Annotated in this window: 24 protein-coding genes and 1 tRNA gene; 8 read left to right on the forward strand and 17 right to left on the reverse strand. The window is 72.4% G+C overall.

Annotation, left to right across the window (positions count from 1 at the left end; all coding sequences use genetic code 11):
• Positions 1 to 109: 109 nt before the first annotated feature.
• From ACT26F_RS09355 to ACT26F_RS09370, 4 genes are read right to left on the reverse strand one after another with little or no spacing between them, the layout of a single operon-like run.
• Entirely contained in the window at positions 110 to 256 is a 147-nt protein-coding gene (locus tag ACT26F_RS09355) for a hypothetical protein (protein ID WP_471670247.1), read from the reverse strand.
• 23 nt (positions 257 to 279) lie between these two features.
• Positions 280 to 1,401, reverse strand: a complete 1,122-nt coding sequence (locus ACT26F_RS09360) for an FUSC family protein (RefSeq protein ID WP_471670248.1) — start codon at positions 1,399 to 1,401, stop codon at positions 280 to 282.
• A gap of 10 nt (positions 1,402 to 1,411) precedes the next feature.
• Positions 1,412 to 1,732, reverse strand: a complete 321-nt coding sequence (locus ACT26F_RS09365) for a GroES family chaperonin (protein ID WP_471670249.1) — start codon at positions 1,730 to 1,732, stop codon at positions 1,412 to 1,414.
• A gap of 16 nt (positions 1,733 to 1,748) precedes the next feature.
• A complete protein-coding gene (locus ACT26F_RS09370; RefSeq protein WP_471670250.1) occupies positions 1,749 to 2,018 on the reverse strand; it encodes a DUF3618 domain-containing protein in 270 nt (89 codons plus the stop codon).
• A gap of 46 nt (positions 2,019 to 2,064) precedes the next feature.
• Between ACT26F_RS09370 and bcp the strand changes: the two genes are divergently transcribed.
• Positions 2,065 to 2,541, forward strand: a complete 477-nt coding sequence (gene bcp, locus ACT26F_RS09375) for a thioredoxin-dependent thiol peroxidase (protein ID WP_471670251.1) — start codon at positions 2,065 to 2,067, stop codon at positions 2,539 to 2,541.
• Positions 2,542 to 2,549: 8 nt separating this feature from the next.
• Here bcp and ACT26F_RS09380 read toward each other — a convergent pair whose 3' ends face one another.
• From ACT26F_RS09380 to ACT26F_RS09395, 4 genes are read right to left on the reverse strand one after another with little or no spacing between them, the layout of a single operon-like run.
• Complete coding sequence (locus tag ACT26F_RS09380; RefSeq protein WP_471670252.1) at positions 2,550 to 3,206, reverse strand: glycosyltransferase family 2 protein; 657 nt, start codon at positions 3,204 to 3,206, stop codon at positions 2,550 to 2,552.
• A complete protein-coding gene (locus ACT26F_RS09385) occupies positions 3,199 to 3,747 on the reverse strand; it encodes an SAM-dependent methyltransferase (RefSeq protein ID WP_471670253.1) in 549 nt (182 codons plus the stop codon). Before ACT26F_RS09385 ends, ACT26F_RS09380 begins: the two co-directional genes overlap by 8 nt.
• Positions 3,744 to 4,409 (reverse strand): PIG-L deacetylase family protein, encoded by a 666-nt coding sequence (locus ACT26F_RS09390; RefSeq protein WP_471670254.1) that lies wholly within the window; start codon positions 4,407 to 4,409, stop codon positions 3,744 to 3,746. Before ACT26F_RS09390 ends, ACT26F_RS09385 begins: the two co-directional genes overlap by 4 nt.
• On the reverse strand, positions 4,406 to 5,323 hold the full coding sequence (locus tag ACT26F_RS09395) for an acyl-CoA dehydrogenase (RefSeq protein WP_471670255.1): 918 nt from the start codon (positions 5,321 to 5,323) through the stop codon (positions 4,406 to 4,408). Before ACT26F_RS09395 ends, ACT26F_RS09390 begins: the two co-directional genes overlap by 4 nt.
• Before the next feature lie 109 nt (positions 5,324 to 5,432).
• On the opposite strand from ACT26F_RS09395, the gene ACT26F_RS09400 reads away from it, so the two are divergent.
• Positions 5,433 to 5,514, forward strand: a tRNA-Leu gene (locus tag ACT26F_RS09400).
• A gap of 250 nt (positions 5,515 to 5,764) precedes the next feature.
• Here ACT26F_RS09400 and ald read toward each other — a convergent pair.
• The 3 genes from ald to ACT26F_RS09415 all read right to left on the reverse strand — a co-directional run bounded on the left by ald (position 5,765) and on the right by ACT26F_RS09415 (position 8,592).
• Positions 5,765 to 6,883 (reverse strand): alanine dehydrogenase, encoded by a 1,119-nt coding sequence (ald, locus tag ACT26F_RS09405; RefSeq protein ID WP_471670257.1) that lies wholly within the window; start codon positions 6,881 to 6,883, stop codon positions 5,765 to 5,767.
• 63 nt (positions 6,884 to 6,946) lie between these two features.
• Positions 6,947 to 8,158, reverse strand: a complete 1,212-nt coding sequence (locus ACT26F_RS09410; protein ID WP_471670258.1) for a kynureninase — start codon at positions 8,156 to 8,158, stop codon at positions 6,947 to 6,949.
• Positions 8,155 to 8,592, reverse strand: coding sequence for a nitroreductase family deazaflavin-dependent oxidoreductase (locus ACT26F_RS09415; protein WP_471670259.1), 438 nt, complete (start codon positions 8,590 to 8,592; stop codon positions 8,155 to 8,157). The genes ACT26F_RS09410 and ACT26F_RS09415 overlap by 4 nt, the downstream gene beginning before the upstream one ends.
• Before the next feature lie 111 nt (positions 8,593 to 8,703).
• Between ACT26F_RS09415 and ACT26F_RS09420 the strand changes: the two genes are divergently transcribed.
• The 3 genes from ACT26F_RS09420 (at position 8,704) to ACT26F_RS09430 (ending at position 12,849) form a co-directional block, all read left to right on the forward strand.
• Positions 8,704 to 9,132 carry a Fur family transcriptional regulator gene (locus ACT26F_RS09420; protein ID WP_471670260.1) on the forward strand — a complete coding sequence of 143 codons (429 nt, stop codon included), beginning with the start codon at positions 8,704 to 8,706 and terminating at the stop codon, positions 9,130 to 9,132.
• Between the two features lie 22 nt (positions 9,133 to 9,154).
• Positions 9,155 to 11,380 (forward strand): catalase/peroxidase HPI, encoded by a 2,226-nt coding sequence (katG, locus tag ACT26F_RS09425; protein WP_471670261.1) that lies wholly within the window; start codon positions 9,155 to 9,157, stop codon positions 11,378 to 11,380.
• Positions 11,381 to 11,481: 101 nt separating this feature from the next.
• Entirely contained in the window at positions 11,482 to 12,849 is a 1,368-nt protein-coding gene (locus ACT26F_RS09430; RefSeq protein ID WP_471670262.1) for a pyridoxal phosphate-dependent decarboxylase family protein, read from the forward strand.
• Here the strand turns inward: ACT26F_RS09430 and ACT26F_RS09435 are convergent.
• The 3 genes from ACT26F_RS09435 to ACT26F_RS09445 all read right to left on the reverse strand — a co-directional run bounded on the left by ACT26F_RS09435 (position 12,846) and on the right by ACT26F_RS09445 (position 15,130).
• A complete protein-coding gene (locus ACT26F_RS09435) occupies positions 12,846 to 13,247 on the reverse strand; it encodes a hypothetical protein (protein ID WP_471670263.1) in 402 nt (133 codons plus the stop codon). The genes ACT26F_RS09430 and ACT26F_RS09435 overlap by 4 nt on opposite strands.
• A 108-nt stretch (positions 13,248 to 13,355) precedes the next feature.
• Entirely contained in the window at positions 13,356 to 14,216 is an 861-nt protein-coding gene (gene stf0 / locus ACT26F_RS09440) for a trehalose 2-sulfotransferase (protein ID WP_471670264.1), read from the reverse strand.
• A gap of 71 nt (positions 14,217 to 14,287) precedes the next feature.
• Positions 14,288 to 15,130 carry an LLM class flavin-dependent oxidoreductase gene (locus ACT26F_RS09445; protein ID WP_471670265.1) on the reverse strand — a complete coding sequence of 281 codons (843 nt, stop codon included), beginning with the start codon at positions 15,128 to 15,130 and terminating at the stop codon, positions 14,288 to 14,290.
• Positions 15,131 to 15,188: 58 nt separating this feature from the next.
• Here ACT26F_RS09445 and ACT26F_RS09450 point away from each other — a divergent pair, with 58 nt between their 5' ends.
• From ACT26F_RS09450 to ACT26F_RS09460, 3 genes are read left to right on the forward strand one after another with little or no spacing between them, the layout of a single operon-like run.
• Positions 15,189 to 15,650: a tRNA (cytidine(34)-2'-O)-methyltransferase gene (locus ACT26F_RS09450; RefSeq protein ID WP_471670266.1), complete on the forward strand. Its 462-nt coding sequence runs from the start codon at positions 15,189 to 15,191 to the stop codon at positions 15,648 to 15,650.
• Between the two features lie 24 nt (positions 15,651 to 15,674).
• Positions 15,675 to 16,625: a 2,3,4,5-tetrahydropyridine-2,6-dicarboxylate N-succinyltransferase gene (gene dapD, locus ACT26F_RS09455; protein WP_471670267.1), complete on the forward strand. Its 951-nt coding sequence runs from the start codon at positions 15,675 to 15,677 to the stop codon at positions 16,623 to 16,625.
• Positions 16,626 to 16,641: 16 nt separating this feature from the next.
• Positions 16,642 to 17,457 (forward strand): hypothetical protein, encoded by an 816-nt coding sequence (locus ACT26F_RS09460; protein WP_471670268.1) that lies wholly within the window; start codon positions 16,642 to 16,644, stop codon positions 17,455 to 17,457.
• On the opposite strand, the gene ACT26F_RS09465 is transcribed toward ACT26F_RS09460, so the two are convergent.
• Genes ACT26F_RS09465 through dapC form a run of 3 tightly spaced genes read right to left on the reverse strand, consistent with a single transcriptional unit; the run spans position 17,454 to position 20,306 of the window.
• Complete coding sequence (locus ACT26F_RS09465; RefSeq protein WP_471670269.1) at positions 17,454 to 18,242, reverse strand: ABC transporter permease; 789 nt, start codon at positions 18,240 to 18,242, stop codon at positions 17,454 to 17,456. The two genes, ACT26F_RS09460 and ACT26F_RS09465, sit on opposite strands and share 4 nt — an antisense overlap.
• Positions 18,239 to 19,165, reverse strand: a complete 927-nt coding sequence (locus tag ACT26F_RS09470) for an ABC transporter ATP-binding protein (RefSeq protein WP_471670271.1) — start codon at positions 19,163 to 19,165, stop codon at positions 18,239 to 18,241. Before ACT26F_RS09470 ends, ACT26F_RS09465 begins: the two co-directional genes overlap by 4 nt.
• Before the next feature lie 34 nt (positions 19,166 to 19,199).
• A complete protein-coding gene (gene dapC, locus ACT26F_RS09475) occupies positions 19,200 to 20,306 on the reverse strand; it encodes a succinyldiaminopimelate transaminase (RefSeq protein ID WP_471670272.1) in 1,107 nt (368 codons plus the stop codon).
• Positions 20,307 to 20,308 lie beyond the last annotated feature (2 nt).

Raw genomic sequence — 20,308 nt, forward strand, 5'->3', positions numbered from 1 at the left:
TGGTCATGACGCGCCTCCTTTCAGGATCGATGGGTGGACGGCGAAGTAACGCCGCTCCGAACGAGCGTCCGAAGCGGCGGGTGATACGAACGGGCGTGACCCGTCGAGGCTATGCAGAAGGGTCGTCGTCGGCCGAACGACTTTCCGGCTCGATGGACCGGTCGGTGTCGTCGGGCTCGCCGATCCGGCTCTCGGCGGCGCGGCGCAGCGCGGCGAGACGTCGCCTCAGGGCCTCGAGCCGGTGCCGCGGTTCCATGGACCGAACCTACGCTCCGGTCCTCAGTCGTCGAGGTCGAGCAGGTCGTCGAGGGCGGTGCGGGGCACGCCCCCGGCCATCAGCAGGTCGGCGGCCAGCGAGCGGACCTGCGCCGCGATCGAGGCGGTGTTCACCGTGAGCCGATCGCGCAGGGCTCCGATCGCGAGGTCGGAGGCCTCGACGAGGCGCTCGTTCGCGCGCTCGAGATCGGTGGCCGACGCGAACTCGTCGGCATAGATCAGGACCGCCTCGACGAGCGTGTCCACGGCGTCGGTCAGCCCGCTCGGCGCGTCCTCGCGGTGCCTCAGCATCGCCGCGACGCGGCGCGCGAGCACGCGGGTGTCGCGCAGGGCGTTGTCGAGGTCGTTGACGCTGGCCGCGTACCGATCGACGTCGGCGCGCTGGTTCCAGCGCATCGGGGCCAGTCGGGCCACCTCGCTGACGTTCGTGGCCGTGTCCCGCAGGGCGTCCATGAGCGGCTGGGTCTCGCGGGCCTCGGTCAGCGCGAGGTCGGCGAGCGCGGCATCGTCCGTGCGCATCGCCTGTCCGATCCGCGACAGCACCTTCGCGAGCCGCTGCAGCAGTCCCTGCAGGCTCTCGTCGACGTCGCGCACCGTGTTGCGGGGCAGCACGAGCACCATGAAGAGCCCGCACAGTCCGCCGATCAACGCGTCGACGAACCGGGTCATGGCCGGGTTGGTCGCCCCGGCCGCAGGCACGACCGCGGCGAGCAGCAGGCCGGAGGTGATCGCCTGGGTCAACGCCAGACCCCTGAGGTTGAACAGCATCGCCGTCACGGCCGTGAGCCCCGCGACGAGGGCGATCTGCCAGGCGCCGCGGCCGATCCACAGGATCAGCAGCTCGCCCACCAGGACGCCGAACGCCACCCCGAGGACGAGCTCGAAGACCACGCGCTGACGCCGGCCGACGCCTGCGGTCAGGACGATCACGGCGGAGATCGGCGCGAAGAACGCCTGCTGGTGCTCGAAGACGTAGGTGGCGATCGCGTAGGCGCCGCCCGTGGCGATCGTGAGCCGCAGCAGCAGCCGCCAGCTGCGCCGGACGCGCTGGACGCGATCGCGCAGGGAGACCTCGGACCGCGGAAGATGCAGCCGCCGGAACGGGAGGCGATCGCCTGCGCTCACGGCCGCAATCTCACAGGTAGAGGCCGGTCTGGCCCTCGTCGATGCGCTCTGACGCGACGGCGTGCAGGTCGCGTTCGCGCAGGAGGATGAAGGTCTCGCCGCGCACCTCGACCTCGGCCCGATCCTCGGGGTCGAACAGGACCCGATCGCCGATCTCGACCGAGCGGACCTGCGAGCCGACCGCGTCGACCCGCGCCCACGACAGCCGCCGACCCATCGCCGCCGTGGCGGGGATGACGATGCCGCCGGACGAGCGCCGGTCGCCGGCCTCCTTGTCCAGCGAGACCAGGAGCCGGTCGTGCAGCATCCGGATCGGGAGCTTGGCGTCCATCACATCGGCCTCGGGGTCACTTCAGGAGCTTGCGCAGGAGCACGATGCCGGCGATCGCCGCGATCGTGCCGGTGACGACGGGGACGACGTGCTCGTAGCGCAGGCCGGTCTCGGCGTCGACGAAGTAGTCCTTGGCACGTCGGGCCTGGCGGCGGGCGATGTTCGCCGGCTTGACCCGGTCGACGAGCTCGTCGATCGTGTCGCTGAGCCGGTCGCGGATCTCCTCGATCTCGTCGACGATCTCGTCGGGGGACGCCTCGGCGGGGGTCGAATTCGCTCGTGCCACGGGAGTCCTCTCGATGCGTGCGGGGTGCCTTGTCAGGATAGTGCCCATGACGACACGCCTGCAGCCCGGTGACCCGGCACCCGACTTCACCCTGCCCACCGACGACGGCGGCGAGGTGACGCTCTCGGATCTGCGTGGCCGGCGCGTGATCGTGTACTTCTACCCCGCCGCGATGACGCCGGGCTGCACGAAGCAGGCGTGCGACTTCAGCGACTCGATCGACCGGCTCAAGGCCGAGGGCTTCGAGGTGCTCGGGATCAGCCCCGACGCGCCGGCGAAGCTGGCGAAGTTCCGGGAGCGGGACGGCCTGACGATCACGCTGCTGTCGGACCCCGAGAAGGAGGTCCTGACCGCGTGGGGCGCCTTCGGCGAGAAGAAGCTCTACGGCAAGGTCGTCACGGGCGTCATCCGCTCGACGTTCGTGATCGGTGCCGACGGCGCGGTCGAGCTGGCGCAGTACAACGTCAAGGCGACGGGCCACGTCGCCAAGCTGCGCCGGGACCTCGGTCTCGACGCCGCCTGAGGTCGGCCTCAGCCGGAGGCGGCCAGGTCGGTCGCGACGCCGCCGGTCACCCGCGACGTGTGCCGGGCTGAGGTGACGACCGGCGACCGCGTCGACCGCACCACGTGCGCGCCGCGACCGACGAGGCGCTGGACGAGGTCGTGGTCCTCGGCCCAGCCCAGCGGGCGGAAGCCTCCCACCCGCTCGTACCAGTCGGCGCGCACGCCGAGATTCGCCCCGTGCACGTGGGAGTGACCACGCCCGTCGAGGTGGCGCTCGTACTCGCGCGTCCAGCCCGGATGCCGGTCATGGTCGGCGAGGTCGAGAGCGACCGTCCCGACGAAGGCGTCCGCGCCGCTGGACAGCTGGTCGGCCAGCCACGTCGGCGGCACCCGCGAGTCGGCGTCGGTCGTCGCGAGCCACAGCCCGCTCGAGCCCAGCAGCCGACGGGCGCCGAGGTCGCGCGCGAGGCCGACGGGGCACCGCGGCCCGTCGAGCACGACGGCACCCCGGGCCGCGGCGATCGCTGCCGTGGCGTCCGTGCTGCCGTTCGCCACGACGACCGTCCGCACGGGCACGTGGACCTGCGCGGCCGCGGCGGCGATCGCATCGAGGCACGAGCCGATCAGGTCCTCCTCGTCGAGCGCCGGCACGACGACCCCGACGCACGTCGCGGCGTCACGCACGGGTGAACACGTCCAATAGGTAGTCGGGCTCGACGCGACTCGAGACGAGGTCCAGACCGGGCAGCGACGCCAGTTCCGCATGGGCCTCGTCGCCCGTCGTGTCGGCCTCGTCGAAGGCGTGGCGCCAGTGCACGGCGACCGCGTGGCCACCGTGGGCGAGGCTCGCCGTCAGGCGCTCGCCGACCTCCGCCCGCTCGGCGGCGGGCAGGAAGTAGAGGATCTCCGACAGCACGACGAGGTCGAACGTCGCGTCGGGCCAGTCCTCGGGGATGCGGCCGGCCCGCGCCTCGACGCCGGGAAGGTCGAGAGCGGTCAGGGGCCGCGGGTCGAGGTCCATCGCGAGCAGGTGGTCGCAGCGCGGCGCGAGCCGAGCGGTGAGCACGCCGATCGAGCAGCCCGGCTCGAAGGCGGTCGCGTACCGCGCTTGTGGGAGTGCCGCGACGGTCGCGTCGAACTTGGCCAGCTCGTACACGGTCGTGGCGAGTCGCCACGGGTCCGCGGACTGGTCGTAGAGCTCGGTGAAGTAGGAGCGGGCGGTCACACGACCACGACCTCGGGGGCCGTGAGCGCATGCGCGAGCAGCTCGGCGGTGACGATCGGCGCGGCGTCCCCGACGGGCTCGACCTGCGTCCGGTAGCGAGCCAGCGCGGCGCGTTTCGCGGGCGCGTCGGCGTGACTCGGCACGCGCCGGAGCCGCCCGACCAGCGTGGGCGCGGGCGCCGACCAGACCCAGGTCCACACCGGGTACTCCCACCGCGGACCGTCGTGGACGCGCGCCGCCGCTCGGCCAACGGCCTCGTGGTCGGGATGGCCGTCGTGCCGGTAGGGCGCGACGACGAGGTCGACTCCCGCCAGCACGGCGGCGAGCCGTTCGGTCAGCTCGGCCTCGTGCGCGCCGAGCTCCGAGTCGGGCAGGCCGAACCGATGGACGGGCAGGTCCAGACCGAGCTCGGCGAGCGCCTGCGCGTGCTCGAGGGGCCGACGTCGCCGCAGCTCCCGGGGGCCGATCGCGTCGCTGCCGGCGTGCGAGGCCTCGCCGTCCGTGGCGACCACCAGGATCGTGTCGGCCGGAGCGCCGGCCAGCCAGCGGCCGAGGGCGATCACGTCGTCGTCGGGGTGCGCCGAGAGGACGGCGATCCGGCCCGGCGGCGTCTCCACCCAGGGCGCCTCGTCAACGGCATCGGCCCACGCGACCGCCGTCACGACAGCCGCCCGAGCGACTCCAGGTCGCGCTCCGCGTGGTGCTGGCGGACGAACACCGTGAGGTCGGCGACGCGGGTCGCGTGGTCGGGATCGGTCGCGAGCGGACCGGGCCCGAGGGCGCGCCCGACGCGGTCCATCACCTCGCTGGCGTGGGTCGCGATGACGGCCCGGGTCTCCTGCGCGATCCGGCTGGCGTCGTCGCGCGGGTGCGCATCGATCCATCGGGCGGCCCGGTCGAGCATCGCCGCGTCGGAGGCGAGCATCGCCCGGACGGCACCGAGCTGGGCCAGCGCATGCGCGTCGAGCCGGTCCCGGGAGCGCTCCAGCGCCTCGGCCACTCCGGCCGATCCACCGGCCCACACCGCAGCCACGCCGATCGCGCCGTGCCAGAAGCCGGGGCGGTCGACGTAGTCGCCCGGCTCGCCGACGGGGACCGCCTCGACCTCGTCGAGCACGAGCGTCACGGTCCCGGCGCGCCGCATGCCGGCTCCCGTCCACGCCGGCGCCTCGTCATCGATCCGGACTCCGTCGCCGAGGCGCACGGCGAACATCCCGGGGCCGTCATCGGTGACGGCCGTGACGAGGGCATGCGTGACGACGCCCCAGCCCGAGCAGAACGCCTTGGTCCCGGTCAGCACCGTGCGGTCGCCGCGCATACCGGCCTTGAGCACGGCGAACGGCGGCTCCGCGGCCCACACGCCCCAGATCGAGTCGCTCTCGACCGCCGGACCGCCCAGGTCACGCAGGATCGCGACCGCGTCGTGGTGCGGCTCGACGATCTTGGCCAGGCACAGGTCGTCACTGCCGAGCCGCTCGAGGAAGCGCCATCGCTCGCGTGTGGAGCCCGTTCCGGGCAGGGGCAGGTCGACCAGTTGGTCGCGGACCCGCGAAGGGGTCACCTCGTCGTGGGCCACCCGCCCATCGTCGGCTGCCGCACGCAGGTTCGCACGCCCACGCGCGTCAGGCCCTCGCGCCGAGCGACTTCCAATACTCGTTCAGCGCGGCCTAGACTCGGCCCGATCAGCCGAAGTGGTGGAACAGGTAGACACGCAGGTTTTAGGTACCTGTGCCCTCGGGCGTGCGGGTTCAAGTCCCGCCTTCGGCACCCATCGATGTGGCCTTGGCGCGGGGCCCTCGGGGCGGTGACTTACGTACGTCTGGCCGTGGGAGCGGTGACTTACGCACCTGCAGCCGTGGGAGCGGTGACTTACGTACCTCTGACGGGGTCTTGAGGTTCGTAACTCACCGCCCAGTGCGCCAGCGGTTCACAACTCACCGCCCCGGCGGCCCAGCGGTACGTAACTCACCGCCCCGGCGGCCCAGCGGTACGTAAGTCACCGCCCCGGCGGCCGCGCTCAGGCGAGCGCCTCCTCCGGGCTGATCGCGGCGATCCCGGTCGCCGCGCCGACGGGCTTGTTGGTCAGCGTGCCCGCGTGGGTGTTGAGGCCCAGGGCGAGCGAGTGGTCGTCACGGCAGGCCTGCTCCCAGCCCTTGTCGGCGAGCGCGACGACGTAGGGCAGGGTCGCGTTCGTCAGGGCGTAGGTCGAGGTGTTCGGCACGGCGCCGGGCATGTTGGCGACGCAGTAGAACGTCGTCTCATGCACGGAGTACGTCGGATCGGAGTGCGTCGTGGGGTGCGTGTCCTCGAAGCAGCCGCCCTGGTCGACGGCGATGTCGACGAGGACCGAGCCGGGTTTCATCCGGGAGACGAGGTCGTTGCTGACCAGCTTGGGCGCGGCGGCGCCCGGGATGAGGACGGCGCCGATCACGAGGTCGGCCTCCAGCACCTGCTGCTCGAGGGTCAGCTTCGAGCTCGCGAGTCCGTGGACGCGGTTGTTGTACCGCCAGAACGACATCCGCAGCTTGTCCAGGTCGGTGTCGAGCAGCGTCACGTCCGCGCCCATGCCCAGGGCGATGTTGGCGGCGTTCTGGCCCGAGACGCCGGCGCCGATGATGACGACCTTGGCGTTCGCGACCCCGCCCACGCCGCCGAGCAGGACGCCCCTGCCGCCCTGCGCCCGCAGCAGCGAGTGCGCGCCTACCTGCGGCGCGAGGCACCCGGCCACCTCCGACATCGGATAGAGCAGCGGCAAGGCCCCCGACGGCAGCTGGACGGTCTCGTAGGCGATCGCCGTCGTGCCGGCGTCGAGGAGTCGCTCCGTGAGCGGCCGGTCGGCCGCGAGGTGCAGGTACGTGAACAGGACGAGGTCGTCGCGCAGCCGGTGGTACTCCTGCTCGACGGGCTCCTTGACCTTGAGCAGACCCTGCGAGGAGCCCCAGACCTCGTCGGCGTCCGGCACGATGCGGGCGCCGGCGGCCTCGTACTCGTCGTCACCGATCGACGAGCCGACGCCTGCACCGGCCTCGATCAGGACCTCATGTCCGTGGGCGACCAACTCGTGCACGCCCAGTGGCGTGATCGCCACCCGGTACTCGTGATCCTTGACCTCCTTGGGCACACCGATCGTCGTCATCAGGCCTCCTCATCGTCGAGTGATCCTTCGATTGAACACCCGCACGGGGGCCGGCGTCCCGGCTCAGCGGCGATGCAGGACGCGGCCGACGTGCTCCAGCGCGGTCGCAACCTCCGTGAAGCTGGTCGACAAGGGCGACAGCCCGGCGCGCAGTCCTCGAGGATTGCGGAAGTCCGGGATCACCCCGTCGCGCCACAGCTCGGCCACGACACGGCGCATGTCGTCGTGCTCGAGGGTGACGTGCCCGCCGCGCACGGCGGGTTCGCGCGGCGAGGCGACGGTGACCCCCAGTGGCGCGAGCGTCGCGTCGGCGACGCGCACGACGAACTCGGTCAGGGCGACGGACTTCGCCCGGATCGCCGGCAGCCCTGCCACCTCGACGAGGTCGAGCATGTCCATGAGGGGCACCATCGCGAGGATCGGCGGGGTGCCGCTCACGAACCGGCGGACACCCGTGGCGGGCACGTGGCCCGGGCCCATCGCGAACGGGTCGGCGTGGCCCATCCAGCCGGTGATCGGCTGCTCGAGCCGGTCCTGCAGCGCGGTCGCGATGTAGGCGAACGCCGGTGATCCGGGCCCGCCGTTGAGGTACTTGTAGGTGCAACCCACGGCCAGGTCGACACCTGCCGCGTCCAGCTCGGTCTCGACGACGCCCGCCGCGTGGCACAGGTCCCACAGCACGAGCGCGCCCGCCGCGTGCGCGACCGCCGTGATCGCCGGAAGGTCCGCGATGAATGCGGACTTGTAGGCGACGTGACTCAGCACGACCACCGCGGTGCGCTCGGAGACCACCGCGGCGACGTCGTCGACCGTGACGCCGGTGGCCGCGTCGGGCGCGATCCAGCGCACGGCGCATCCCGTCTCGCGGGCAACCGCCTCGACGACGTAGCGGTCGGTCGGGAAGTTCTCGGTGTCGACGACGGTCTCGTCGCGACCCGGCTGCGCCGCGACCGCCGCCCGGACCAGCTTGTAGAGCAGGACGGTGGTCGAGTCGGCGATCACCGTCTGTCCCCGCGCGGCGCCCAGCACGAGACCGCCGATGCGGTCGCCGACCTCGAGCGGACGGTCCATCCACTGCTCGTCCCAGCTGCGGATCAGCCGCTCGCCCCACTCGTGCGCGACGAAGTCGGCGAGGTGGTCCCGTGTCCGACGCAACGGCCGGCCGAGCGAGTTCCCGTCGAGGTACGCCACGACGTCGGGCGGCCGGACGAACGCATCGACGTGCGCCGCGAGCGGGTCGGCCGCATCGAGCCGACCCGCCTCGTCGAGCGTCACTCCATCGGCTCCAACAGGAACACGGGGATCTTGCGGTCGGTCTTCTTCTGGTAGTCGGCGTAGGGGGCCCACACGGCCACCGCGCGGTCCCACCACGTGGCGTACTCGTCGCCCTCGAGCTGGCGGGCGCGGTAGTCCGCCTTCACGGCACCGTCCTGCAGTTCGACGTGCGGCTCGGCCACGAGGTTCCAGTACCAGGCCGGGTGCTCCGGCGCGCCGCCCATCGACGCGACGACCGCGTACTGACCGTCGTGCTCGACCCGCATGAGCGCCGTCTTGCGCAGGTTGCCGGACTTCGCGCCCACGCTGGTCAGCACGATGACGGGAACGCCCTGCAGGGTGTTGGCCTTCTGGCCGTCGGAGGCCTCGAACGTCTCGGCCTGCTTGCGCGCCCACTCCGAGGTGCTCGGTTCGTACTCGCCGGTCAATGGCATGACTCGTCCTCTCGTCGTTGCCTCCAGCATGGCGCACGCGCGAAGCGGTCATCGGGCGACCTCCATCGCACCTTTTCTTGATCGATTCAAGGAAGGCGGTATGGTGGGGCCATGACCCTCTCCCCCGACGTCGAGCAGCTCATGCGCGACGCCGGACTGCGGGTCACGCGACAACGCACGGCGGTGCTCTCGGCGGTCTCGGACCATCCGCACGCCGACACCAACGCCGTCATCGATGCGGCCCGTCGGGAGGTCCCCGACCTCTCGCACCAGGCCGTCTACGACGCCCTGCGGGCCCTGACGTCGGCCGGGCTGCTGCGCTGCATCGAGCCGGCCGGGACGGTCGCCCGCTACGAGACCCGCACCGGCGACAACCACCACCACCTGGTGTGCCGCTCGTGCGGGCGCATCGTCGACGTCGACTGCGCGGTCGGCGCCGCACCGTGCCTGACGCCGTCGCACGACCACGGATTCGTCGTCGACGAGGCCGAGGTCGTCTTCTGGGGCCTGTGCCCCGCCTGCGCTTCCCAGAACTCCTGAACACCCACCTGAAAGGACCGTCATGTCTGACTCCGACAAGCCGGATGCCGTCGTCGGCGAGATGAACGAGCCCGACGAGGCCAAGGGACTGCACCCCACCGAGGGAAAGTGCCCCGTCATCCACGACAAGCTGCCGAGCCCCACCACGGGTGACGCGAACCGCGCGTGGTGGCCCGAACGGCTGAACCTCAAGCTGCTCGCGAAGAACCCGCCGGCCGCGAACCCGATGGACGACGGCTTCGACTACCGCGCCGAGTTCCTCTCGCTCGACCTCGCCGAGGTCAAGGCCGACATCGCCGCGGTGCTGACCGACTCCAAGGACTGGTGGCCCGCCGACTTCGGCAACTACGGCCCGCTCATGGTCCGGATGGCGTGGCACAGCGCCGGCACGTACCGCGTGCAGGACGGCCGCGGCGGCGCCGGCGCCGGTCAGCAGCGCTTCGCCCCGCTGAACTCCTGGCCCGACAACGTGAGCCTCGACAAGGCCCGTCGCCTGCTGTGGCCGGTCAAGAAGAAGTACGGCAAGAAGATCAGCTGGGCCGACCTGATGATCCTCACCGGCAACGTCGCGCTCGAGACCATGGGCTTCGAGACCTTCGGCTTCGCCGGCGGTCGCGCGGACGTGTGGGAGCCGGACGACGACGTCTACTGGGGCTCGGAAACCACGTGGCTCGGCGACGAGGACCGCTACACCGGCGAGCGCGACCTCGAGAACCCGCTCGCGGCCGTCCAGATGGGTCTGATCTACGTCAACCCCGAGGGACCCGCCGGCAGCGGCGACCCGCTCGCGTCCGCCCACGACATCCGCGAGACGTTCGGCCGCATGGCCATGAACGACGAGGAGACCGTCGCGCTCATCGCGGGCGGCCACACCTTCGGCAAGACCCACGGAGCCGGTGACGCCGACCTCGTCGGCCCCGAGCCCGAGGGCGCCCCGATGGAGCAGCAGGGACTCGGCTGGAAGTCCGCGTACGGCACGGGCGTCGGCCCCGACGCGATCACGTCCGGCCTCGAGGTCACGTGGACCTACCACCCGACCCGCTGGGACAACGAGTTCTTCCACATCCTGTTCGCCTACGACTGGGAGCGGTTCGACTCGCCAGCCGGCGCCCTGCAGTGGCGTCCGACCAACGGCGGGGGCGCCGACATGGTGCCCGAGGCGTTCGGCGACGGTCGCCGTGAGCCGCGGATGCTCACGTCCGACATCGCCCTGCGCGAGGATCCCGCCTACCGCGAGATCTCGCTGCGGTTCAAGGACGATCCGGCGGCGTTCGCCGACGCGTTCGCGCGCGCCTGGTTCAAGCTGACGCACCGCGACATGGGTCCGAAGGCGCGCTACCTCGGCGCCGAGGTCCCGACCGAGGACCTGCTGTGGCAGGACCCGCTGCCGGCCTGGGAGGGCGAGGTCATCGGCGACGCCGACGTCGCCGCGCTCAAGGCCGCGGTGCTCGAGTCGGGACTGACCGTCTCCGAGCTGGTCTCGACCGCGTGGGCCGCCGCCTCGACGTTCCGCGGCAGCGACAAGCGCGGCGGCGTCAACGGCGCCCGCGTCCGGCTGGCCCCGCAGAACGGCTGGGAGGCCAACAACCCGGCGCAGCTCGCGCGGGTCCTGAACGTCCTGCAGGGCATCGCGGACGGCCATGAGAAGGCCGTCTCGCTGGCCGACCTGATCGTGATCGCCGGTGCGGCCGCGGTCGAGAAGGCCGCCCGGGACGGCGGCGTCGAGGTCAGGGTGCCGGTCACCGTCGGCCGCGTCGACGCCTCGGCCGAGCAGACCGACGTCGAGTCGTTCGCGTGGCTCGAGCCGCGCCACGACGGCTTCCGCAACTACGCGGGCAAGGGTGGCGCTCCGGCGGAGTACCAGCTGGTCGACAAGGCCAACCTGCTCACGCTGACCGCTCCGGAGACCACGGTCCTCGTCGGCGGCCTGCGCGTGCTGGGCGCCAACCACGACGGCTCGTCGCTGGGCGTGCTGACCGAGACGCCGGGCGTGCTGACGAACGACTTCTTCGTCAACCTGCTCGACTTCGACACCGCGTGGAAGCCGACGGACGAGACGTCGACGCAGTTCGTGTCGGGCGACGGTCACTGGACCGGCACCCGGGCGGATCTGGTGTTCGGCTCCAACTCCGAGCTGCGCGCCGTGGCCGAGGTGTACGCCAGCGACGACGCGAAGGAGAAGTTCGTCACGGACTTCGTCGCCGCGTGGACGAAGGTCATGGACCTCGACCGCTACGACCTGCGCTGACACCTTCCAGTACGACCGACGGCCCCCGGCATCGCCCGGGGCCGTCGTCGTACCACCGCGGTCACGATCGGCTCATACTGCGAGAGAGACCTGGAGGGATCATGACCGAGCCGCCCGACACCGCCATGGACACCGCGCACCGCCGCGCCCGGCAGTGGTGGGACCACCTCGACGCTCGTCCGATCCCGGCCCGTGCCACGGTCGAGGAGGTCAAGCAGGCCCTCGGGACGACGCTCCCGTCCGGGCGCGAGGACCCAGCACGCGTCGTCGACGCCCTCGCCGACGCGGTCGAGCCGGGTCTCATGGCCTCGCAGTCCGCGCGCTTCTACGGCTGGGTCATGGGCGGCACCCTGCCGGCCGCGCTGGGGGCCGACTGGTTGGTCTCGGCGTGGGACCAGAACGCCGGGATGCGTGACGCCACGCCCGGCGTCGTCGCAGCGGAGGAGCTGGCCGGCGACTGGATCGTCGACCTGCTCGGCCTGCCGACGGGCTCGGCCGTCGGCTTCACGACCGGCGCCACCTCGGCGAACCTCGCCGGCCTGGCCGCCGGGCGCGCGCACGTCCTCCGCCGGGCCGGCTGGGACGCCGACCGCGACGGGCTGGCCGGTGGACCGCGGATCCGATTCGTCGCCGGGGCCGAGCGCCACGTCTCGTTGGACACCGCGGCGCGCATCCTCGGCCTGGGCCTGCCCGCGATCGTCGCGGTCGACGACCAGGGCCGCCTCGACGTCGACGACCTGCGGAAGGTGCTCGCCGCAGGCGACGGTCCGGCGATCGTCGCCCTGCAGGCAGGGAACATCCACTCGGGCGGGTTCGACCCGTTCGCCGAGGCCATCGCGGTGGCACACGCGGCCGGGGCGTGGGTCCACGTCGACGGAGCCTTCGGTCTGTGGGCCGCCGCGGGCCGCCGCTGCCGCGACCTCATGGCGGGTGCCGACCGGGCCGACTCGTGGGCGACCGACGCCCACAAGACGCTCAACGTGCCCTACGACTGCGGCATCGCCGTCGTCGCCGTGCCGGCCGCCCTCCGCGCGGCGATGGGCGGCCACGCCGACTACCTGCTGCACTCCGACGTCGCGCTCGACCCCCACGAGCGCGTTCCCGAGATGTCCCGGCGCGCGCGTGGAGTCCCGGTGTGGGCGGCCCTGCGCTCGCTGGGCGCCGACGGGGTCGCCGATCTCGTGGACGGGCTGGTCGACGCCGCGGCCTCGCTCGCCTCGGACCTCGCGGAACTGCCGGGCGTGACGGTGCTCAACGAGGTCGACTTCACCCAGGTCTGCATCGCGATGGCGGACGACCGGGCGACCGAGGTCCTCGGCGACCGCCTGCGCGCCGACGGCGTCGCCTTCGCGTCCTCGTCCCGCTGGCGCGGGCGAGCGGTGCTCCGGTTCTCCGTCAGCAACGCGGGGACGGACGCCGACAACGTCGCACGGACCGTGGCGGCGGTCGCCGCGGCCCTGCCCGGCTAGGCCGCGTGCGCCGCCGCGGGGCGCACGCCGCGACGCAGCTGCTCCCACCCGGGCCGGCCGAGCAGGTCGATCTCGACCGGCCAGGACTCGTGGGTCCACGGACCGTCCGGCGGGACGACGAAGCCGGAGCCGGCCACGACGATCTCGACGGAGCCGTCGGCGTGGTTCGTCACGACGTGCCACTGGACCCCACCGCTCACGGTGCGCACCGCGTCGAGCAGCTCGAGGCGCACGCACCGCGCGCCCGATCCGGTGCGGGCGTCGACGATCTCGGCCCGGCGGCTGGAGCCGACCGGCTGGGAGATCGCACAGACGACGTACACGGGTCCCTCGTCGGCCAGGGCGATCAGGTCGCCGGCTCGCAGCTGCGAGACCGGGCGTCGGATCGAAGCGGTCATGACGGTCACCTCCGTACGTGCACTCGTGGACTGAGGACTCCAGTGAGCCACGTCCGGGCGGCCTCCGGAGCGCGTCTCACGATGCGACCCGCGAGCGGACCGGGCGTGCTAGAGCGGCAGGCCGCGCGCGGCCGCGTCCGCGCGGTAGCGGTCGGCCCACCGGGCCGAGCGGTCGTCGCCCTGACGCCGCAGGGGCGGCGGCGGGGCGAGCTCGGGGTCGAGGTCGAGCGCCTTGAGGACTCGACCCACCTGCCCGCGCGGGTCGAGCGCGAGGTCGTCGAACGAGATGTCCACCGGCCGGATGCCCTCCTCGGCGAACCAGCGTCGCCAGCCGGCCTCCTGGTCGAGCAGGATCCGCGCGAGGTGGGCGATGCCGTCGGCGTGGTACCTGGCCCGGGCGTCGACCTCGGGTGGCGTCCGGCCGCTCCAGACCTCGGTCTGCACGGCGCGCCACATCGAGACCGCCTGCGGCACGACGTCGTCGCGGTACACGTGGACGTACACGGGGTCGGCGCCGAGCAGATCGGTGATCGCCGAGCGGAGGTCGACTCCGGAGCGTGCCGGGTGACCGGCGATGCGCTCGAGCAGGTTCGGCGCTTGGTTCCACATCAGCTTGCCGCCCCAGACGCCGTTCTCGGAGCGGCCGGCGGCGCGCACCTGGTCGACCCACTGCTCGGCGCCGGTGTGGTCCGGCTCCCCGGTCACGAGCGGCGGCAGCAGGGCGAGCACGGACTCGTCGGTGACTCCCGCGAACCACTCGCGGGGCCGCGGCGACAGCCCCGAGTGCGGCAGGTACTGGAAGAACTCCCCCGCACGACCCGCGATGCCGGTCGCCTTGAGGGACTCCACGACCAGCGTGCTGCCGCTGCGTTGCGTCGCGCACACCAGGAATGCGCGCTCGTCCTTCCGAGCGTCCTTGCGCAGCCACGTCACCATGTCGACCTCCTCGTCCAGGGAGGATTCACCCACGAATCGCCTCATCCGTGGACGCGTCCCACTCCGTGACCGACGCCGTCAGCGCCGCGACGAGGTGGTAGGGATCAGCGCCGCGCGGCCGTGACCGCCTCGCGCAGGGCCGGGACGGTCGAGTCCGCGAACTGGCGCAGGGCGTCCGGGTGGTCCCCGCCGACGATGAAGACCGAGACTCCCTCGTCGATCGCGTACCCGAGCAGCTCCTCGACCGGCTCGCTCCCCCGGATGTTCAGCAGTCGCCGGACGTCGCCCGGCGCGCGGCCCGCGTCGACCGCGGCGTCGTCGATGCGGGCGTTGGCGTCGCGCAGGGCGCCGGGCTCGAGGTACGACAGCGAGGGCAGCCAGCCGTCCGCCTTCGCACCGGTCAGTCGCAGCATGCGCGGCTTGTAGGCACCGAGCCAGATCGGTACGTCGTGCGCCGGAGCCGGACCACGCTGGGCACCGTGCACCGGGTAGTGCGGACCGCCGCGGACGATGCCCCGCTCCCCCACGGCCCACAGGTCGTGGATCAGGTCGATCGCCTCGGCGAGCGCGTCGACGGCCTCTCCCGGCGTGAGCCGCGGAGCGCCCATCGCCTCGATCGCGTCCCAGAAGCCGCCGGCGCCGAGCCCGAGGGAGAGCCGGCCGTTCGAGAGCAGGTCGAGCGAGGCTGCGGCGCCGGCCAGCACCGGCGCGGGTCGCAGCGGCAGGTTCAGGACGTTCGAGGCGATGCCGATCGTGCTCGTGGTCGCCGCGACGTACGACATGAGCGTCCACGTGTCGAGGAACCTCGGCTGGTACGGATGGTCCTGGAAGGTCACGAACTCGTAGCCGAGCCGCTCGCTCAGCCGGGCCAGCTCGACCGTCGCGGCCGGATCGCCGGCCCTCGGGGTGACGAACGTGCCGAACTCGATCCGATGGTCGTGGTCCATGCCGGTGACAACGACGGCCCTCGGCGCCCGATTCCCGCGCGGCGTCTAGCCTGAGGCCGTGTTCCGCATCCTGTTCTTCGAGCCGCGCATCGCCGGCAACACCGGCAACGCGATCCGGCTCGCCGCGGCAACGGGCTCCGAGCTGCACCTGGTCGACCCGCTGTTCGACTTCGAGGACAGCAAGCTGAGGCGGGCGGGACTGGACTACCACGACCTCGCCGTCGTCACGGTCCACGCGACGATCGAGGACGCCTACGCCGCGCTGCTGCCGGCCCGTGTCTTCGCGTTCACCACTGCGGCGACCACGTCCTATGCCGACGTCGCCTACGAGCCGGGTGACGTGCTGCTGTTCGGCCCCGAGCCGACCGGCCTGCCCGACGAGGTCCAGCAGGACGACCGGGTCACCGACCGGCTCCGGCTGCCGATGCTCGAGGGTCGCCGGTCGATGAACCTCGCCAACTGCGCGTCGATCGCCGTGTACGAGGCCTGGCGCCAGCACGGGTTCGCCGGCGGTCGCTGAGTCGCGCTCGATAGCCTTGGCTCCATGAACGACGCCTCCCCCGAGACCCCCCGCTCCGCCCACGGCTGGGGCCTGGCAACCGTCACGCCGGACGGTGCCGTCCTGGACGTCTGGTACCCCGCGCCGGCCCTGGGTGACGCACCCGACAACATCTCCGAGCCCGACGTCCTCGTGGCGGCGGAACGCAGGGACGACATCCGCGGCGTCGAGACTGCCATCGTGTTCACGATCGCCGACCTCGACGCGGCACCGCAGGACGCGTACGACGTGTGGCTGCGCCTGCACCTGCTGTCGCACCGGCTCGTCGCTCCGCACGGGCAGAACCTCGACGGCATCTTCGGACTGCTGACGAACGTCGTGTGGACCACGATCGGCCCATGCGCCGTCGAGGGCTTCGAGGACGTCCGTGCGCGCGCTCGCGCCGCCGGCCTGACCGTGTCCGTCACGAGCGTCGACAAGTTCCCTCGCATGACCGACTACGTCGTACCGTCGGGCGTGCGCATCGGCGACGCCGACCGGGTCCGCCTGGGCGCACACCTGGCCGAGGGCACGACGGTGATGCACGAGGGCTTCGTCAACTTCAACGCCGGCACGCTCGGCACCGCGATGGTCGAGGGCCGCATCTCGGCCGGGGTCGTCGTGGGCAACGGTTCGGACGTCGGCGGCGGCGCCTCGATCATGGGCACGCTGTCCGGCGGCGGCAAGGCCGTCGTGAGCGTCGGCGAGGGCTGCCTCATCGGCGCGAACGCCGGCATCGGCATCTCGCTGGGCGACGACTGCGTCGTGGCGGCCGGGACCTACGTCACCGCGGGCGCCAAGGTCACGATGCCCGATGGCACGGTCGTCAAGGCTGCCGAGCTGTCCGGCGCCGACGGCATCCTCTTCCTCACGAACACCGAGACCGGCACGCTCGAGGCGCGTCCCCGCGGCGGCCGCACGGGCGTCGAGCTGAACGCCGCCCTGCACGCCAACTGACGGCGTACGCGAACCGATGCGCTGGATCCTCACCGCCGTCGCCGCGACGGTGGTGATCGTCGTGGCCGTCCTCAAGCTCTTCGAGGGCGGCATCACGGCCACCGGCTACTGCGTCGCGCAGGTCGGTGACACGACGGTCGAGGTCGACCTCGAGCAGGCCAAGTGGGCGTCCCTCATGGCGGCCAAGGCGCACGACCGCGGCCTGTCTCCGCGCGCCACGACGATCGCGATCGCGACCGCCTACCAGGAGTCGAAGATCCACAACATCGACTACGGCGACCGCGACTCGATCGGGCTCTTCCAGCAACGGCCGTCGCAGGGCTGGGGCACCGTCGAGCAGATCCTCGACCCGAACTACGCGATCGGGAGGTTCTACGACGCGCTCGTCAAGGTCGACGGCTTCGAGTCGATGGAGATCACCGAGGCGGCGCAGGCGGTGCAGCGCTCGGGCTTCCCGACCGCGTACGCCGACCACGAGGCCGACGCCCGGGCACTCGCCTCGGCGCTGCGCGGGTACTCGCCCGCCGCGTTCGCGTGCGCGACAGAGCCCGGCTCCGGATCGGTCGACGCGCTCGAGAGCTTCCTCGACGAGGCGTGGGGCGGGGTCCGCGTCGACACCGACGACGACGGCGGTCACTCCATCGCCCTGACCGGCGACGACGTCGACACCCGCGGTTGGGCGCTGGCCCAGTTCCTCGTCGCGAACGCCGCCGAGTTCGGCGTCACCGAGGTCAGCTTCGACGACATGCGCTGGGAGGCCGGCCAGACCGAGCCCGGCTGGGAGCCCAGCGAGGACGCCGACCGCTCCGCGGTCCGGTTCAGCCTGGGCTAGCCGACGTCGCGCCGCAGCGTCACGAACCGGGCGACGAGCGCGAAGACGGCGACGTAGGCCAGCAGCACGAGCGCGCCCGCGCCGCGGCTGAGCAGCTCGACGGTCCCCGTGAGCGAGAAGAAGCTCGATCCCACGATCGCGTCCGCGGCAGCCCCGGGCAGGAAGCGCGCTACCCCCGACGTCGCGTCCCACGCACCCAGCGCGATGCGCGCGACCGGCTCCACGAACTGGGTGAACGCCAGCAGCACGATGATCGCGGCGACCTGGTTCGTGATGACGCCGCCGAGGGCCGTGCCGAGCATCGACCACGCCGCGAAGACGACGACCGACCAGAGGATCACGCCCAGCACCTCGGGCTCGCCGAGGAACGCCCCGTCGCCCTCCCAGCCGAGGATCGGCGCGGCGGCGCCGACCGTCGCGATGGCGGCGATCACGCCGTAGAGCAGCCCGACGATCGCCGAGACGATGAGCTTCGCGACCAGCAGGACCGAGCGGCGCGGCTCGGCCAGCAGCGATGCGGTGATCGTCTGGTGACGGAACTCGCCCGTGAACAGCAGGCTGCCGATGATGAGCGGGAACACGTACCCGATCGGGCTCATCAGCGAGTAGACGCCCTTCGCCAGCTCGATGCCGGTGGGCGGATTCTGCTCGGCCGGCGCGATCGCCATCGACCACGCCATCACGACGGCGATGAACGCGAGGTACGCCACGAGCACGATCGCCAGCAGCCACCACAGCCGCGTGCTGAACAGCTTGCGGAACTCGGCCCTGATCGCCGCGCTCATGCCGCATCGCCTCCGCGCGACGCCGGGGCGTCGGGACTGGAGGTCAGTCGCAGGAAGACGTCCTCGAGGCCCACGCCGACGTCGGCGAGCTGGTGCAGCTCGACGCCGCCGGCGAAGGCCGCGGCACCGATCGTCGCGGCGGGGACGTCGACCACCTCGAGGCCCGCGGGGGTCGCGGCGGTGCGCCAGCCGTGGCGCTGAGCGAGGTCCGCGATCGCCGCGGGGTCGGGTCCGGCCACCCGGACCTTCTCCTCGGCCAGTCGTCGCAGGTCGGCGAGCGACGACTCGTGCACGAGTCGCCCGTTCGCGATGATCACGACGTCGTCGACGGTGTGCTGCACCTCGGCGAGCACGTGGCTGGACACCAGCACCGTGCGGCCCTGCGCCGCGAAGGCGCGCAGCAGCTCACGCAGCCAGACGATGCCCTGCGGGTCGAGGCCGTTCGCGGGCTCGTCGAGGACGATGACGTCCGGGTCGCCCAGCAGCGCGTAGGCCAGGCCCAGCCGCTGGCGCATGCCCATCGAGTACCCGCCGACGCGACGCCCGGCGGCATCGGCCAGCCCCACGAACTCGAGCAGCTCACGGCACCGCGCGTCGGGCACCCCGACCTGCGGCGCGTAGACCCGCAGGTGGTCCAGCCCGGTGCGGCCGGGATGGAAGCTCGAGGCCTCCAGCGCCGCGCCGACCGTCGTGGCGGGTCGGGCGATGTCCTCGTAACGGCGACCCCCGATGAGGGCGTGCCCCGACGTGGCCCGGACGAGCCCCAGGAGCATCCGCAACGTGGTCGTCTTGCCCGCGCCGTTCGGGCCGAGGAATCCCGTGACGGCGCCCGGCCGGACGGTGAAGCTCAGGTCGTCGACGGCCGTCACCGCCCCGAACCGCTTGGTCAGGTGATCGACGGTGATGTCGGTCGCAGCACGCATGGCCCGACCCTATCGAGGGCCGGACACGGACCGTTCAGGCGAGGCGAGCCACGGCCTGCGCGACGCGCTCGTCCGTGGCGGTGAAGGCCACGCGGACGTGGCGGGCACCGGCGGCGCCGTAGAAGTCGCCGGGGGCGACGAGGATGCCGCGCTCGGCGAGCCAGGCGACGGTGTCACGGCACGGCTCGTCGCGCGTGGCCCACAGGTAGAGCGAGCCCTCGGAGTGGTCGATCCGGAAGCCGGCTCCCTCGAGGGCCGTGCGCAGGAGGGCGCGGCGGCGGGCGTAGCGCTCGCGCTGCTCCTCGACATGGGCGTCGTCGCCGAGCGCCGCCTCCATCGCGGCGGCGACGGGCGCCGGCAGCATGAATCCGAGGTGCTTGCGGACCGCCAGCAGCTCGGCCACGACGGCGCGGTCGCCGACGACGAAGGCATCGCGGTAGCCGGCGAGGTTGGACCGCTTCGACAGCGAGTGCAGCGCGAGGATCCCGTCGAGCGAGCCCCCGTTGACCGCGGGGTCGAGCACCGAGGCGGGCTCGCCCTCCCAGACGAACTCGAGGTAGCACTCGTCGCTGACGAGCAGGGCTCCGGTCTCGCGGGCGAAGTCGACCCACGCCTTGAGGTGCTCGGGTCCGACGACGCGTCCGTGCGGGTTGGCCGGGAAGTTGATGAAGACGAGCTTGGGTCGCTCGGGACCGAACGCGACGCGCGAGTCGGTGGCGATCGCGGTCGCCCCGGCGTAGGCGGCGCTCACCGCGTACGTCGGATAGGCCGTCTCGGGGATGCCGACGACGTCACCGGGGCCGATGCCCAGCTGCACGCACAGGTTCGCGATCAGCTCCTTGCTGCCGATCGTCGCGAGCACGTTGCCGGTGTCGACGCCGGTCCAGCCGAAGCGCCGGTCCAGCCAGTCGACCATCGCCTGCCGCAACGACTCCGGACCGAGCACCGTGGGGTAGCCGGGAGCGTCGGCGGCGTCGATGAGCGCCTGCCGGGCGACCAGCGGCGTGGGGTCGACGGGGGTGCCGATCGAGAGGTCGACGATGCCGTCGGGATGGGCGGCCGCGCGCGCCTTGTCGCCCGCGATCGTGTCCCACGGGAAGTCGGGGAAGCGCGCGGAGACGTCCAGCGCGGGGCCCGCCACCG

The organism is Aeromicrobium sp. SP1 (assembly GCF_055663785.1).